Raw genomic sequence first — 15,833 nt, 5'->3', positions numbered from 1 at the left:
GTGCATAGAGAGGTTTTTACCCGAGAGGATTAGCAAATAAACGGTAATTCCAAAAGTCGAAAGAATACTGAGTGTCAGGAACGCGCAGATAAAAAAATGGGCGGCCGAAGCCGCCCGGGGGAAGGGCCTATTAGTTCAGGATGAACATTAAGGCGGTTACAACAACCAGTGCGAGAATGACCGGGATCGCTGTGCGTTTGACGATTTCCATCGGATTCACGCCGGCGATACCTGCGAGAATGATGACGCCGCCTGCGACCGGAGACATTGTGCGGCCAAGGCCCGCGGCAATCTGAGCGACTGCGCCGAGCTGAACGACGGTCAGACCGAAATCAGCCGCGTTCGGAGTAATGGCTTCGTTAAAGGCAAGTGCAGCGGCATTGCCGGAACCGCAGATCGCGGCCATAACAAAGGGACCGACAGCGGCGGCGAACATGGCGACCGACTGAGAACCTTTCATGGCGTCAACGAGCGTGCCGGTTAAACCGATCGACTTCATGCCGGCGGCAAAGAGCGCGGCAGCGGCGATCAGGATCACGACATCACAGAAGCCGTCGCCGGCACCGCGGCAGAAACGCTTGGAGACGTCGCCGACTTTCTGCTTATTAAAGATCGCGACAACGATGCCGATTGCGGTACCGATCAGCATGCAGACCGGAACGGAGAACGCTTTAGTCGGAAGAAGACCGACCTGCTTGGACGCAAGGACCAGAAGCGCGAGCGGAATAATCGGAACAATCGCTTTGATCGGATTAACTTTGAAATCTTTCTGAATTTCTTCGCCTTCGGGCAACTCTTTGGTGATCTCTGTCGAGCCCACGCCTTCCTTTAAGAACGCGCAGATCACGGCAAGAACGATCGCGGCGACGACGGCACCCACGGCGCACGGAAGCGCTTCCTGCATAATCACGATCATGGCGTCAGCGGACGGGATTTCTTTAGCTTTGAAAGCGATAGAAGCAATCTGCGGATTGAACATCAGGCCCGGGCTGACCACTGAACCCCAAGTTCCGACAAACACGGCGGCAGCCGCCATGACAGGACGAACTTTGAGCGCGATCAGTGCAGGAATCAGCAGAACACCGACCGCGGCCGCAATACCGGCCGCTGACGGCAGAATGATGTTGAGAACCCAGGTAATCAGCGCGGCGCCGGGGATGACTATGAACGGTACATGTGTCAGCGGTTTAACCAGCATGTTGACTAAATGATCTGAACATTTGGTATACGTCATGACATAACCAAAGCCCATGACGGTCACAATAGTCGGAACCAAGCCGCCGTTAACGAGCTGTTTGACAAATGCGTCTACTGCGGCGGACACCGTTGTGGATGATCCCGCGAATACCTGGCCGATGAAAGCCATGATTAAACCGGAGCAGGCGAGCACCAGACGGGCTTCATAGTTTTTATAAATGAGGTAGAAAGTTAGAACAACAATTGCTAAGCCAATCCAAATCATAATGAGTTCCTTAGGGTTGAGAGAGAAGGTTTTCGAAGGCTTTATCCAGCATTTCGTCACTTTGCTGAAGTTTGTCACGAAGGGTCTTGACGGTGTCGGTGTCTAAAGCGATGCGCTCTTCAAGCTCTTCAATAGATGTGCGAACGTTTTCGGGGGAAGGGGAACCGGCTCCGACCGTATTTTTAACCGCGTGTACCGGAGAAAGCGCCTCGCGCAGCTGGGATTCCGTGAGCTTGAATTCCTGCGCTTTTCCGTCGAGACGCTCTGTGACTTTACCGAAGATCTCGGCGGCTAGCTCATACGGGAAGTTATCGGGATAAAGCTCTTTTTGACGGGCGACTGTCACGATTTCGCTGGCGAAGGTGTGGCCGATTCTAAAGGGAAGGCCGAACTTTCTCTGCAGCGCTTCAGCAAGCGCCATCGTTGTGGTCCAGTCGGAATTTAATTCTTCCAGGCTGCGTTTGGCGTTCACACGAAGCTGAGAGAAGGCAAGATCGGTCAGCTGAAGCATTTCAACGCCCTTAACAAAGACGCCGGAACAGTCTTCAAGCACCGTTTCCTTATTGTCGTACATGCCAAGCTGCAGGTTGTGCGCCCGAAGGAAAGATGTCTGCATCGCGCCGACCACGTCAGAGGCAACCGCACGGGTTTTATTTAGGACGCCCGGGTTGCGCTTCTGCGGCATCGCGGACGAGCCGTAGGCAGCAGACTGATCAAGCAGCAGCCAGGGCCGAGTCTGTGAATACTGCTGAGCCAAGTCCTGCATCAGCACTCCGATGCGGATCGCCACGTTCGCGGAAATCGAGGCGGCTTCAAGCGGTACGTCAAAGAGACTGATCTGAGCGGCGTCCAGACCGTTTTTTATGGGGCTGTCAAACCCTAAAAGCGAAGCAAGCTTCTCGCGGTTGAGCGGCCAGCTCGAGCAGGCGAGAACCGCAGCGCCAAGGGCGCTTCGGTTGATACGCTGATAAGCTTCATTGATACGGTCCGCGTCGCGCTCGAACGATTCCAAAAATCCGCACAGATAGAAGGCAAGCGTGATCGGCATCGCCTGAACGCCGTTGGTGTAGGCAGGGATGTAAGTCTCGACGTTGTCTTTGGCAATTTTCAGCAGTCGGGTGCGAAGCGCATTGAAAGCGTCATAGAAATCGAGAACCGCCAGACGCAGTCTTGCCTGATTGAGCGTAGTGAACATGTCCTGACGGCTGCGTCCGGAGTGGATCAGAGTGGCGGATTCGCCGCAGGCCTCAATCAGAAGCTTTTCCAGAGGCATGATGTCCGTAAGGCGTTCCCTGCCCGGTTCATCCTGAATCCCTTCGGCTCTTTTCTGCGCGCGTGCAATTTTGACCGCGGTCTCATGATCAATGATGCGCTCGCTCTCGAGCATAACCAGCGAGGCTCGGTTCATGCGGTTCTGCCAATAAGCCCAGTCTTTTTTCTTGGCTTCGGGGCTTGTCGCGTCAAATGCGTCATGTCCCCATGGCGTCACACGAATAGTCATTATTTCTCCCGGTGATTGAGTATTGAATACGCTTACAGTCTATTCTTTGCTGGGAGAAGCGACGTTCTAATTTTGCACGGATACTTGTATTATCATTGATCTATTTCTAACTGTAACAGTCGATGTTCTTCGAAAATAAATCAAAAGATTGAATGAAAGGATTTTATTTATTTAAAATTTGACACGAATATTCGTGCAAAAATTGATCATATAAGGGAAAATTCTAAGATAGGAATCGAAAAAATTCCTTAATAAGCGAACTAACTAAAAAGGGCGAGCAGTCCGGAGAGCGGCGCGAAATCGAACGCCTGTTTCGCATGCGGACGAACCTTGGGTTTGGCATGCCAGGCGATGGAAAGGCCGGCCGCCTCCAGCATCGGAATATCGTTGGAGCCGTCGCCCATCGTGATGAGCTGGGAGAGTTCAATGCCGTGCTGCAGAGCGTAGGCTGACACATAGGAAATCTTGCCGCGGCCGTCAATAATCGGCGTGCCGAAAGGTCCGGTCACGCGGCCCGTCAATTTACCGTCGATGATTTCAAGTTCGTTGCTGATGACGTGTGTAAAGCCGTAGCGGGCTTTGACCACTTCCGTGACGCAGCTGAATCCGCCCGAGACAAGAAGCATCGGAATTCCGGCTTCTTTAAGCGCAGAGACCAGTTTCTCCGCTCCGGGATTTGGCCTGATGTGACGATCAATCAGACGATCCACGATAGAGGCGTCGGCGCCGGCGAGCAGTTTGACGCGGGCTGTGAGACTCTCAGCGTAGTTATGAATTTTGCCCTGCATCGCCAGTTCGGTAATTTTGGCGACATCTTCGCCTTTGCCGACAAAGGATGCCATCTCATCGAGTGTTTCCAGATTCAGAAACGTGGAATCCATATCGGTCGCAAAAAGCTTGAACTGACTCAGCTTCAAACTCGGTTCAATCCAATTGGCGTCGATTTGAAGCGCGCGGCATTTGCCTGCCCATCGCGTCTCAAATTCCTCTCGATTCATTCGCTGAAGACGAACCGCGCAGGGCTCTTTTATGACTCCCTTCCGGCCGATGGTATGCAGAAATTTTTGCAGAGTCTCTTCATGTCCGATCTTGGTTTGGAGAACTAGATCCTGGTTCACGTCAGCTCCTTGAGAATTCTGAGAATGGCATCCCCTCGTTTATCAGGGGTCTCGTTATAAGCCTCTAATCGTAACCGATTCGGTCCCATCATGCGCATATTTCTATTCTTTTGAAGCATGAAAAAGAATTTTTGAGGATCAAAACTAGGGTTATCCACAAATGTCATGATGATGGCTTCATCGGCCGCATCGATTTTTTTAACGCCGAGCGGCTTAGCTTCAATACGAATGCGATGGGTAAGAATGAGATTCTTTGCCTCTTCGGTCAGTTTGCCGTAGCGGTCAACGATTTCTTCCTGAATTTCGTACAGATCTTCACGTGTCTTGACCTGCGCAAGACGCTTGTAGAACATCAGACGGTTATGGACGTCCGGCACGTAGTCCGAACGCAGCAGGGCAGGCGAGTGCAGGTTGATTTCCGTGGTCGCTTCCAGCGGCGAAAGCAGATCAGGTTCACGTCCTTCTTTAAGCGCGGTCACCGCCGAGTCAAGCATTTGGGTGTAGAGGTCAAAGCCCACACCCGTCATGCTCCCGCTTTGATGCTCTCCCAAGACCTCGCCGGCTCCTCGGATTTCCAAGTCATGCATCGCCAGATAGAAACCGCTTCCGAGCTCTTCCATTTCCTTAATCGCTTCAAGCCGCTTGCCGGCGTTTTTGGTAATTGCGCCTTCGCCCGGCGTCATTAAATACGCGTAAGCCTGATGGTGCGAGCGGCCGACACGGCCTCTCAGCTGATGCAGCTGCGCCAAACCGAATTTATCCGCACGGTGCATGATGATCGTGTTGGCGTTCGGGATGTCGATGCCGGTTTCAATAATGGTCGTGCACAGAAGCACATTGGTACGCTGTGCATAGAAGTCCCTCATGACGCGTTCAAGTTCACGCTCATTCATCTGTCCGTGGGCGACGCCGATACGAGCTTCGGGAAGCAGCTTTTCGAGTCGAGCCCGAGCGTTCTCAATTGTTTCCACTTCGTTATGCAGGAAATAGACCTGACCGCCGCGTTTAAGTTCACGCAGCACAGCCTCACGAATCAGAGAGTCGCTTTCGCGCTGAACGAATGTCTTGATCGCAAGACGTTTCTGCGGCGCCGTCGCAATCACAGAGAAGTCGCGAATGCCTTCAAGCGACATGGAAAGCGTTCTCGGTATCGGGGTCGCGGTCAGCGTCAGAATGTCCACCTCCGAACGAAGCGATTTCAGCTGCTCTTTCTGCCGCACGCCAAATCTGTGTTCTTCATCAATGACGACTAAACCGAGATCTTTGAATTCGACCTTGTCGGAAAGAATCTTGTGCGTGCCGACCACAATGTCAATAGAGCCGTCCTTCAGGCCGTTGATCGCAGCCTGAGTCTCCTTAGTCGAGCGGAAGCGGGAGAGTTCGGCGATGCGGACCGGAAAATCCGCGAAGCGGTCCTTAAATGTCTGAGCGTGCTGCTCGGCAAGCAGGGTGGTCGGACAAAGAACTGCGACTTGTTTGCCGCCCATAACTGCCATGAACGCCGCTCGCAGCGCGACTTCAGTCTTGCCGAAGCCGACGTCGCCGCAGACGAGTCTGTCCATCGGCTTATCGGAAATCATGTCTTCATAAACCGCTCGGATCGCAGCACTCTGATCGGCGGTTTCTTCAAACGGGAAAGCCTCGGAAAATGCTTCGTAATCGGCCAGACTGAACTTAAAGGCGAAACCCTTGCGGGACTCTCTCAGCGCGTAGATATTGAGCAGTTCGGCCGCAGTATCACGGACCTGTTTTGCGGCTTTCTTACGAGCCTTTTCCCACTCGCCGCGTCCGAGCGAATGAAGCGGAGCGGTTTCCGGATCCGAGCCCGAATATCTGGAAATTAAGTGCAGCTGCGCGACAGGAACGTAAAGCTTGGCTTCGTTGGCATAATCGATCTGAAGGAACTCAGCCGGGCCGTCCGGCGTATCCATTGTGGAAAGACCGCGATAGCGGCCGATGCCGTGCTCCAAGTGCACCACCGGATCACCGACTTTCAGCTCCGACAGATCACGGATCATCATGTCGATGTTGCTTTCGCGTTCGGTGCGTCTGCGCTTTCTTCTGACCGAGCGCTCGCTGCCCGCATAAAGTTCGGTTTCCGTCAGAATGGAGATCGCCGGATCCTCAAGATGCATTCCGTCATAGAGAGGTCCGTAGCAGAGCACGAAATCCTTGCCGCTTTCAAGGAAAGACTCGAAATTCTTCGTGGTAGGAATCGCAAGTTTGTTTTCTTTCAGGACTTCGGAAATGGTTTCAAGGCGTCCTGCGGAATTGGCCATGATCAGGAGCCTGCGGCCTCTAACCTTGGAAAGATCCCGGTAGGCTCTGAGACCTTCAAGCGGATCGTCCTTGCGTCTTTCGATGGAAACATTCGGAAGATCGGGTGCCTCGTGCAGTCCGTCAAGAAGCACCAAGCGCGGATATTCTCCCGCGTGTTCGAAAAATTCTGTTGCCGTCAGATAAAGCTCTTTCAAATCAAGAAGCGGGCGTTCTCCGTCAGCCCGAAGAAAACGGGCGCGCTCCTCGGTTTCTTTATCGAACTGAATAATCGCTTCGTTGACATCTCCGAGCAGCATCAAAGTGCAGTCTTCGCCGATGTAGTCAAAGAGGGTTTCCGTCTTATCAAAAAAGAGCGGAAGATAGTTCTCAATTCCGGCGGGCGCAATCCCGTTTTCGATGTCTTTGTAGAGTGAAACTTTGGAAGGGTCGCCGTCAAATTTTTCTCTCCAGCGTCCGCAGAATCGGCTTCTCGCATCCTTGTCCATCGGAAATTCGTGCGCGGGAAGCAGACGAATTTCATCGACCTTTTCGACTGAGCGCTGATTATCTGGATCAAAGATGCGGATTTCGTCGATCTCGTCGTCAAAGAAATCCAGTCGGTACGGTTTTTTGGCGCCCATCGGGAATAAGTCAAGAAGTCCGCCGCGAACGGCGAACTCACCTTGCGCGACTACTTGTGAGACATGTTCGTAGCCGCGGGCGACCAGATCCCTGCGAAGTTTGGTCGGATCAACGCGCTGGCCCTTTTGGAAGAAGAATGTCGTTGCGCCGATAAATTCCCGAGGAGAGAGCCTTTGAGAAGCGGTGCTCGCGGAAATCAGCAGCACATCGACGCCATCCTTGACAGAATGGCGGTTGAGAAGTTTAAAGAGGGTCTGAAGTCGCTCGCCCACCAAATCGGCATGCGGGCTGAGAACGTCGTAGGGAAGTGTCTCCCAATCCGGAAAAACGCTCAGGCGAAGTGAGGGATCGAACCAGCGGACTTCTTCGGCAAGACGAATCACATCTCCCGGATCGGAGCAAATGACGGTGAGAAGCCGACCGGAAGCTTTCAGGCGGGCGCCGTTCTGAGCGACGGAAAGCGCTAGCGCGCTTCCTGCAGGTGCTTTCTCTTTGTATCTTTCTTTAGGTTTCAGATCCGCGGCGGACTTGCCGACGACGGGAAGTGCGTTAAAGGCTGTTTCTTTCGACATTTGAAGTTAAACCTTCCAGCGTGTCGAGGATAAGACACCAGTCGAGCCATGCTTTGCGCTTTTCTCCGGGCGAGCGAAGCAGGTAGGACGGATGGAAAGTCACAATGACTTTACGGTTTCTTCCCCCGACATTAAATTCGTGTACTTTGCCGCGCAGCGGGTTAAGCGCCTTAGCTTCACCAAAGAAGCGGGATGCGGCGGGTTTGCCCATCGCGACAATCAGATCAGGATCGATCAGCTCGATCTGCCGATCAAGGAACGGCTGACAGGCGATTTTTTCAGATTTTTCGGGCGTCGCGTTCATCGGCGGACGACATTTGAGCATATTGAAAATGCCGAGATCCTTTTGACGATCGAGTCCGCAGGCTTCCAGAATATGATCAAGCAGCTTTCCCGAGGGGCCGACAAAAGGCTTACCCTGACTGTCTTCTTCCCGACCGGGCGCCTCGCCGATCAGCATCAGGCGCCGCTTCGGTTCACCCTCGCCGAAAACCGGCTGAATTCTTTGACGGCTGATCGCGCAGACTTTGCAGTCATGCACCAATTGTTTCAGCTCAGTCCAATCCGCATGGAGAATTTTTTCCTGTCTTTCAGAAGAAAAGCCTTCCGCGGAGACGCTTCTGTCGTTCATGCCGTGCGCAGTGTTCTGCGGTTCAGCTGCCGCTTTACGAACAGGCTGAGGGGGCGTGCGGTGCGGCATTTCGCGCGGAACGCTATGAGCGGAAGCGGTACGCAGAGTTGCCTGCGGCGCATCTTTCTGCACTGCTTCAGAGCGTACAGGCGCACGATTCTCGGGCGCGGGTTTTGGCGCTTCGGTCAGCGCGGGAGCGGCTTCAGGCTCCTCCGCTTGCTCTGCGAGACTGAGCAGTTCACCTCTTTCTACCCATTGAGGTCCGAGATTAAGGGCGTTCCAGAGTTCGGTTTTTCTTTTATCGAGCACGATGTCAGCTTCCGTTCAGGTGCATGGTTATGGCGTCTTCTTTGCCGTGCGGGCCTTTGTAATAGCTTTTTCTTCGTCCCATCACGGTAAAGCCGAACTTCTCATAGATGCGGATGGCGGGAGAGTTGCTTGCGCGCACTTCAAGAAACCAATGTTTAATATTGCGCGCTTTCGCTTCATTAAGCATTTGACGAATCAGAAGGGATGCGATGCCTTTGCGTTTATGCAGAGGATGCACCGCGATGCGTAAAAGTTCGCCTTCGTCAAAGATATAGCTGAAGATCAAATATCCGACAACCGTATCGGATGAATCTACCGCGACGAAGCATCCGTCTTTATTTAAAGAGGATTCGACGGAAGCGCTGCTCCAAGGTTCGTAAAAGGAGAGCGCTTCAATGCGGACGACCTCGTCAAGGTGCGCCGCCGTCATCGGGAGAACTTTAAACAAGTCCGTCATTGTGTCTGCCTAGAGAAATAATCCGGCTTCTCTTTCTTTGATTGTCATCGCGACATGGTCGCGGACATAAAGGGGAGAGGCGTTTTCCGCGCTTGTGAGCCGGCCCTCGGCAAATGCCTGCTGCGCAAGCGGCATCAGCATGGAGGCGTTCACGTCTTCTGCAGAAAGGAGTTTTACGGAGCCGAGCGAACCGATTTCTTTTTCGTATACGCGAAACGCGTTACCGCAGACATATTCAATACTGTAGTCGTCGCACAGCGCTGTAATTTCTTCGGGCTTGCGGGTGCAGGGAGCCAGGATTTCGACAAACTCGCCGTTTTCATAGCGGTAGGCCGCGCAGTAAGTTTCATGCATGCGCGCGTCGATCGCCGAAAGCAGTCGACATCCGTCGGCAATGACATTGCGGTGGCAGTAGGCGAGCGCCGTAAGGGTTCCGATAGGAATAAGCGGCAGGTTAAGCGCCCAGCCGATGCCTTGTGCAAGGCCGCACGCCACGCGGACGCCCGTAAAGGCGCCCGGACCGTTGCCGAAGGCGACCGCGTCAAGTTTATCGGCGGATCCGCCTGCGGATTCGAGCGCTCTGCGAACCATTCCGATAAATACTTCGGTATGTTTCTGATCGACTTCCGACTGAATAAAGATTTCCGAATTGAAACCGGAAACCGCCGCTGAGCAAAGCGTTCCCGAAGATTCCAAACATAATATCGCAGCACACATAAAACGACTCCTTATTGGCGTCTATTTTAACGAATTCCGCGGAATTCCCCGAGCGTAAGCGCGGGATGGATAGCGGCCGGCCGAATGTCAATTCAGCCGATGATTTTTGATATATCTCTCAATAATTTCAGTTGTTGCTCCGTCTCCAACTGAAATTACACAGTAACTTTTTGTCCAAAAGCGTTTGCCCCAAAGCATCCTTCGAATCTGATTGAAGAATTCGTGACGAATTTTCAGAGATGATATGGTTTTTAGTTTACGTACCGGATTTGAAAGGCAAATTGTCGGAGGGTAAGAGATCAATAGATGAACATGATCTTCTTCTCCCGAGCACTCCAAAAGCCTGACTTGATCCCGTTGACACAAGTCAGCAAAAATTTCTTTGAGTCTTTCCAAGATCGTTGATGAAATAACTTTTCGTCTGTAAGCTACTACGAAGATCAAGTGAGCTTTGAGATTGAAAACACAATGAGAACCGGTAGATAACTGCATATGATTCAAAAAGTCGAGCGACACGTTATTCGTAAAAACAATGCTAACTGGCAAGCCTGCCACAAGCTTTGTTCATTGTCGCGCAAGCTCGGCAACTGCGCAGTCTATCTGCTTAGACATCGTGTCTTTGAAAAGGCGCCTGTGCTGACACGCAAAGAACTGGATACTGAACTCAGGCATCAATACGGCAGTGACTATCGAGCCATGCCGTCGGCGGCTTCCGCGCAGAGGCAAGGACAAGTCATAGCCAAACAGTTCAAAAGTTTCTCCAAGGCGGCCGTTGAATACTCGAAGCACCCTGAGAAGTTTCAGGGGAAGCCTCGGCTGCCGGGCTATAGGAGGAGATATCGAACGTTCTATGTCGGCCGCAACGGCTATCAAATCCGTGATTATCAACTGACAATCACGGGCGGGAAAGATATCGATTTTTCTCCCATTCGTGTAGTTTGCTGTAAACATCAGGAGTTCAACGCCAAAGCGGAGGAAGCAGTTACGGGCGATCTGAGAATTATTCCGATGGGAAATACATTTATTGTGGAGCTGACTTATCGTGTCGGTAAGGATGAATGTAAAACTTCAAAAAGCGTCACTTTGAATCCGAATGAAGCTTTGTGCTGTGATTTAGGTATTGATAATTTTGCAACTTTCGTTTCGACCAAACCCGGAATCAGGCCTTTTTTGGTCAAAGGCAAAATACTGAAGAGCATCAATCAGCAGTACAACAAACAAGTCGCTGAATTGAGAAGTAAGAAACACTATGAGCACATTCGAATAAAAGGAGTCAAACGTTATTGTCAGCTCCAAGACTTGATGCACAAGGCCAGCCGTTTGGCTGTCAACTTTTGTCTTGCGCATGATTTAGGTCGCATTGTCATTGGTACCAATAGAAACTGGAAACAGAGTGTGAACCTCGGCAAGCGGAACAATCAGAATTTTGTCATGCTCCCGCATGCTAAGTTTATTGAGATGATCCGGTATAAGGCTGAAGAATACGGCATTCAAGTGACAGTGCGGGAGGAAAGCTACACCTCTAAGGCCAGTGCGCTAGACATGGATGTCATTGCTGATTTCGACCCGAAGCAAGGCAAGACAAAGCCGGTATTTTCGGGAAAGAGAATCAAGCGCGGCCTCTATCGATCGTCAGACGGACATTTGATCAATGCCGATATCAATGGCGCAGCCAATATTGGTCGAAAAGAACTCGGGGATGAGTGGCTCAAAAAGCTGCTCGAACTCGATGGGGGCGTATTTGTGGACACGCCCGCAATTGTACGAAACCTGCATGCATGTGTGGGTGTTCGCCAATTGCTAGAAATGGGAGCACGCTCCCATGAAACCTCGCACGTGAGTGCGAGGTAGTTCATTGTTCTAATTGCTTAACTGTATTGTCCGGCACCAGTTCGTCGGAGGATTTTGGAAGCGCTTCAGCTGCGTTGACCGGTTCGTCAGGTTTGATTTTGCACAGTTCCGGTCCGTTGTCCTGAATTGTGATGATCAGCATCTGATGCGTCTGGTCATTCATCTTGGCAAGTGAGGAGAGGAACTGGTCCTCGTACTCAATTTGAGCAGGCGTTTTGAGCATGCCCGCAAGGACCTGCTGACGGTGCGCCTGACGCACCTGTTCACGCAGGTGAATCAGTTCATCTTTGGTAAGCCGCTTGTAAAGGACATAAGGTTTGTCGCGATAGCCGTCGTGCTGCATCAGAAAGCGTTCGCGAAGCGCCTTTTTCTCTTCCATAGAAAGATGCTTGCGAAGCTCGGTGCGCTCTTCGTGCGTCATTCTTCGCCAGTGATAATCGCGGTGCCGCGCGGAAAGCTTCGACCACACCTGGGCTCGGGCTCTCATATCCAGGCTGTCCCAGGGGCAGGCCTGTACCTGCGTCTCTCCCTTAGGGCTGTGCGGGTTATTGTGCTTGTGCCGATAAAACGGACTCTGCTGCTGCACAGTTGCTGTCGTCGTCTGAGCAGAAAAAGAAATGACCGTTTCGGCGGCAGCGTCAAGTGCTGCAAACGCCGGTACGAGCAAAAGTGCGAAGTACGTGAAACGGCAAATCATAGTCAATAAGAGTCCCGGGAGTCATTTATAGTTACTAATGCTATAAAAGTTAATGCCCAAAAGGAAGAGAAATCAGTAGTATTCTTAGCAGAAAAGCGATAAATTTTGTTGCATCGTGTAATTTGAATTTTCAATAGGAGACGTAATGCAAGAAACAGAGAACATTAGAAAGGAGTCATCGACCCTGAGCTCTAAGCGTCCTCCCCGAATTCTCGTGGTGGATGACGACGGCCGCCTGCGTGATCTGCTGAGACAATTTTTAACGAATAACGGTTTTCACGTTTCGGTCGCAGAAGACGCCAATCAGATGAATCGTCTCTGGATGCGCGAACGTTTCGACGCGGTCATTCTTGACGTCATGATGCCGGGCGAAGACGGCATTTCCATTCTCAAGCGCATCCGCGCGTCAAACGACAACACTCCTATCCTGATGCTGACCGCTAAAGGCGAGGATATTGACCGTATTCTCGGTCTGGAGTTCGGTGCGGACGACTATCTGCCTAAACCCTACAATCCGCGTGAGCTGCTTGCCCGTCTGCACGCCATTCTGCGCAGACGCGAACCGGTTGATCCTCCGGGAGCTCCGAGCAAAGAAGACGAAACGGTTTCCTTCGGCAATTTCACACTGGATCTCGGTACACGCAAACTGAAGAAGGGCGACGAAGAGATTCCGCTCACAACCGGCGAATTTGCGGTGCTCAAGGCCTTTGCGCGTCATCCGAGAGTGCCGCTTTCACGCGACAAACTGATGGAAATGGCCCGCGGCAGAGAATACGAAGCCTTTGACCGTTCATTGGACGTTCAGGTTTCCCGTCTGCGCAAGATCATTGAAGTCGATCCTTCCAAACCGCGCTATCTGCAGACGGTTTGGGGCTTAGGCTACGTGTTTATTCCCGACGGACAGTCCGACGGTAAGTAAAGCGATATAAAGGCTAAGTGCGGCATGGCGGATTCAAAAGACAAAGAGAGTGCGGCATCTCAATTCTTTTCCGGTTTGTTCTGGAAAACCTTCGGGATGCTGTTCATCCTTGTTCTTACCAGTGTCGGCGCTTGGCTTTACGGGCTCTCCGTCCTTGACGAAGAGCCTCGGGCGCTGAGCGCGTCTCAGCGCATTACCTCTATTACGACGCTAACCCGTTATGCACTGATCAGCGCGGATACGAGTTATCGATTCGACCTCATCATGGCTCTCGCGCAGCGCGAGGGCCTCAACATTCTTCCCAAAGAACCGAGCGATCGGGTTGAGCCGCTTGAAGGCGACCGACTCAACGATCTGATTCTGGAAAACGTGCGCTCTTCGCTTGGCAAAGATACGATGCTTGCGCGCCGCATCAACGGTATGCCGGGACTTTGGGTCAGTTTTAAAATCGACGAAGACGAGTATTGGCTCCGGTGCGAGCGATCCTCGAATCCGCCTCGTCTCGGAACGAACTGGATTTTTTGGTTCGGCGGAATGCTTTTTGTCTGTACGCTCTTTACCGTATTGCTGACGAATCGTCTGATTGATCCTTTGTCGCGTCTTTCGAGTTATGCGAGACAGCTTGGCCGAGGCATTCTGCCCGAGCCGCTGCCTTTGGACGGCCCGAGAGAAATCCGGGAAGTCAATGAAAGCTTCAACGTGATGGTTTCCGATCTGAAGCGGCTTCAAAGCGACCGCGAACTTCTTCTTGCAGGTGTCAGCCACGATCTTCGGACGCCGATTACACGTCTGCGTCTAGAAGTAGAACTCGCGCCGATTTCTGAAGAAACGCGAAACGCGATGTGCAGCGACCTTGATCAGATGGAAAGCATCGTGAAGCAGTTCATGGCGTATGTTCGTCAGGGTGAAACCGAGCTGAGCGTCGTGGATATTTCTTCTACGCTTCGCGAGGTCATCGCGGCCAACCGCCTTTCGACGCAGCCTGATGTCACGCTGAAAGTATCGATAGACGATAATCTTGAAGTGCGGGCCAATCCGACGGATTTGGCCAGAGCGATTCAAAACATGATTGTGAACGCCGGCAAGTACGGCAGAAGTACGGACGGACGGCTGAATTTAACGATTGTTCTGCGTCATCTGAAGAAGAAGAGTCTTGCCGAACTGATCGTTTCCGACGATGGAAAAGGGCTTCCTGCCAATGATTTGGAGCGTGTGTTAAGGCCGTTTGAACGCGGCGACACCGCCAGAGGCAACGCGAGCGGCACCGGTCTCGGACTTTCCATTGTGACCCGCGTCGCCAAAGCGGGTGGCGGTTCCGTGCGTCTTGTTCAGAATATTCCGAACGGTCTGAGCGTACAAATGATTATGCCGCTCGTTCCGTCCTCTTCCTTAGTTCGGCAGAGCGGCCCAAGCGGCACGGATAATCAATCCAAAGCTTAAGAACGCGCTTTGAGCAGAATCACTGCCTGAGCGACGATACCTTCTTCCCGTCCTTCAAAGCCGAGGAGTTCGTTGGTTTTGGCTTTTACATTCACGCAGTCGATCGGCAGTCTCAGAATAGAGCTAAGCGAAGCGTTGATTTGTTCCATGTAAGGTGCAAGTTTTGGCTTTTGCGCGATGATCGTGCAGTCCGCATTGACCGGCATCCAGCCCTTTTTAAGGACCAATTCCAGAGCTTCGGACAGCAAAAGCGCGCTGTCCGCGCCCTTGTATTTCGGATCGGTGTCCGGGAAATGTCTGCCGATATCGCCGAGCGCCGCAGCGCCAAAGAGCGCGTCGGTTACGGCGTGCAAAAGCACATCCGCGTCGGAGTGGCCGTAAAGGCCTTTGTCATGTTTAATCGTAACGCCGCCGAGAATCAGCGGCCGGCCTTCGACCAGCCGATGGACGTCATAGCCCTGGCCGATACGGTATTCATTGTGCATCATAGTGTTCCAAGATTTGTATTAAATATCGTCGCCCGCGGCTCTAGTCCTGAAGACGGCGCGCGCGAGCGCGAGATCTGCAGGACGCGTCACTTTAAAGTTTGTCGAAGAGCCTTCGATCAGTGCGGGTTTGAAGCCGGAAGCTTCCATTGCACTTGCCTCATCGGTGACGACAGCCTCAGTGTTGGAGAGCGCCTTAGTGAGCGGTCCGACCTTGAAGCACTGAGGCGTCTGAGCTGCCCAGAGTTTGTCTCGAGGAATCGTTTTGCCGATTTTTCCTGCGGCGTTCTGCTGCTTGATCGTGTCACTCACGGGAACCGCAAGGATGCCGCCTTCGTCGGTCTTTAAACAGTAATCAATCAGTTTGGCGACATCTGAGGCTTTAACGCAGGGACGGGCGGCGTCATGCGTGAGGACCCAATCGTTTGCGGAGAGTCCGGAGTATGTGATGCCGTTGCGGATACTGTCGGCTCTGCTTGCGCCGCCGACGCGGGCGATTTTGACGCGCGGGTCGGTGAACTTCAGCTGCTGACCGATTAAGTCCGAAGGAGAAATCACAATAACGAGCTGTTCGATTCTGGGCTCTTCAAGAAGAGCCGAAACGGAGTGCTCGAGCATGGTTTTACCTTCAATTAAAGCGTACTGCTTAGGAAAGTTCGTACCCATCCGGGTTCCAGAACCGGCCGCGACGACGACGGCTGCGAGCCGGAAAGAGGCTTCTTGTGTGTTCATGTGGATTCTCCGTTATCGATGGGATTCTAGCTCAAACGCCG

14 protein-coding genes are annotated in these 15,833 nt (G+C 52.5%); 3 read left to right on the top strand and 11 right to left on the bottom strand.

Annotated elements, in window-relative coordinates:
- Positions 1 to 130 precede the first annotated feature (130 nt).
- The 8 genes from dcuC to tnpA all read right to left on the bottom strand — a co-directional run bounded on the left by dcuC (position 131) and on the right by tnpA (position 10,160).
- Positions 131 to 1,462, bottom strand: a complete 1,332-nt coding sequence (gene dcuC, locus AC6I1F_RS08175; RefSeq protein WP_289163576.1) for a C4-dicarboxylate transporter DcuC — start codon at positions 1,460 to 1,462, stop codon at positions 131 to 133.
- Positions 1,463 to 1,472: 10 nt separating this feature from the next.
- A complete protein-coding gene (locus AC6I1F_RS08170) occupies positions 1,473 to 2,963 on the bottom strand; it encodes a lyase family protein (RefSeq protein WP_289163574.1) in 1,491 nt (496 codons plus the stop codon).
- A 260-nt stretch (positions 2,964 to 3,223) separates the two neighbouring features.
- The gene (gene serB / locus AC6I1F_RS08165) at positions 3,224 to 4,081 is read right to left on the bottom strand and encodes a phosphoserine phosphatase SerB (RefSeq protein WP_160334276.1); all 858 of its coding nucleotides are present in this window, start codon (positions 4,079 to 4,081) and stop codon (positions 3,224 to 3,226) included.
- Positions 4,078 to 7,554, bottom strand: coding sequence for a transcription-repair coupling factor (mfd, locus tag AC6I1F_RS08160; protein ID WP_289163572.1), 3,477 nt, complete (start codon positions 7,552 to 7,554; stop codon positions 4,078 to 4,080). The genes serB and mfd overlap by 4 nt, the downstream gene beginning before the upstream one ends.
- Positions 7,532 to 8,494, bottom strand: a complete 963-nt coding sequence (locus tag AC6I1F_RS08155) for a uracil-DNA glycosylase (RefSeq protein ID WP_160334274.1) — start codon at positions 8,492 to 8,494, stop codon at positions 7,532 to 7,534. Before AC6I1F_RS08155 ends, mfd begins: the two co-directional genes overlap by 23 nt.
- 4 nt (positions 8,495 to 8,498) lie before the next feature.
- A complete protein-coding gene (gene rimI, locus AC6I1F_RS08150) occupies positions 8,499 to 8,951 on the bottom strand; it encodes a ribosomal protein S18-alanine N-acetyltransferase (RefSeq protein ID WP_160334273.1) in 453 nt (150 codons plus the stop codon).
- 9 nt (positions 8,952 to 8,960) lie between these two features.
- Complete coding sequence (gene tsaB, locus AC6I1F_RS08145; RefSeq protein WP_289163569.1) at positions 8,961 to 9,668, bottom strand: tRNA (adenosine(37)-N6)-threonylcarbamoyltransferase complex dimerization subunit type 1 TsaB; 708 nt, start codon at positions 9,666 to 9,668, stop codon at positions 8,961 to 8,963.
- 87 nt (positions 9,669 to 9,755) lie between these two features.
- Complete coding sequence (tnpA, locus tag AC6I1F_RS08140) at positions 9,756 to 10,160, bottom strand: IS200/IS605 family transposase (RefSeq protein WP_497801727.1); 405 nt, start codon at positions 10,158 to 10,160, stop codon at positions 9,756 to 9,758.
- Here tnpA and AC6I1F_RS08135 point away from each other — a divergent pair, their 5' ends adjacent.
- Positions 10,161 to 11,519 carry an RNA-guided endonuclease InsQ/TnpB family protein gene (locus tag AC6I1F_RS08135; RefSeq protein WP_497801726.1) on the top strand — a complete coding sequence of 453 codons (1,359 nt, stop codon included), beginning with the start codon at positions 10,161 to 10,163 and terminating at the stop codon, positions 11,517 to 11,519.
- 1 nt (position 11,520) lies between these two features.
- On the opposite strand, the gene AC6I1F_RS08130 is transcribed toward AC6I1F_RS08135, so the two are convergent.
- On the bottom strand, positions 11,521 to 12,222 hold the full coding sequence (locus AC6I1F_RS08130; RefSeq protein ID WP_251452885.1) for a hypothetical protein: 702 nt from the start codon (positions 12,220 to 12,222) through the stop codon (positions 11,521 to 11,523).
- Positions 12,223 to 12,361: 139 nt separating this feature from the next.
- Here AC6I1F_RS08130 and ompR point away from each other — a divergent pair, with 139 nt between their 5' ends.
- Both ompR and AC6I1F_RS08120 read left to right on the top strand, forming a co-directional pair.
- Entirely contained in the window at positions 12,362 to 13,135 is a 774-nt protein-coding gene (ompR, locus tag AC6I1F_RS08125; protein ID WP_289163655.1) for an osmolarity response regulator transcription factor OmpR, read from the top strand.
- Positions 13,136 to 13,159: 24 nt separating this feature from the next.
- A complete protein-coding gene (locus AC6I1F_RS08120; protein ID WP_160336131.1) occupies positions 13,160 to 14,575 on the top strand; it encodes an ATP-binding protein in 1,416 nt (471 codons plus the stop codon).
- Here AC6I1F_RS08120 and ispF read toward each other — a convergent pair.
- Complete coding sequence (ispF, locus tag AC6I1F_RS08115; RefSeq protein WP_370267564.1) at positions 14,572 to 15,060, bottom strand: 2-C-methyl-D-erythritol 2,4-cyclodiphosphate synthase; 489 nt, start codon at positions 15,058 to 15,060, stop codon at positions 14,572 to 14,574. The genes AC6I1F_RS08120 and ispF overlap by 4 nt on opposite strands.
- Positions 15,061 to 15,081: 21 nt before the next feature.
- The gene (gene ispD, locus AC6I1F_RS08110) at positions 15,082 to 15,792 is read right to left on the bottom strand and encodes a 2-C-methyl-D-erythritol 4-phosphate cytidylyltransferase (protein ID WP_251452907.1); all 711 of its coding nucleotides are present in this window, start codon (positions 15,790 to 15,792) and stop codon (positions 15,082 to 15,084) included.
- Positions 15,793 to 15,833 lie beyond the last annotated feature (41 nt).

The sequence above is a fragment of the Parasutterella sp. St.1A3 genome, from assembly GCF_059728705.1.
Note: the sequence above shows the minus strand (reverse complement) of the source record. Positions and strands in the feature narration are given on the sequence as shown.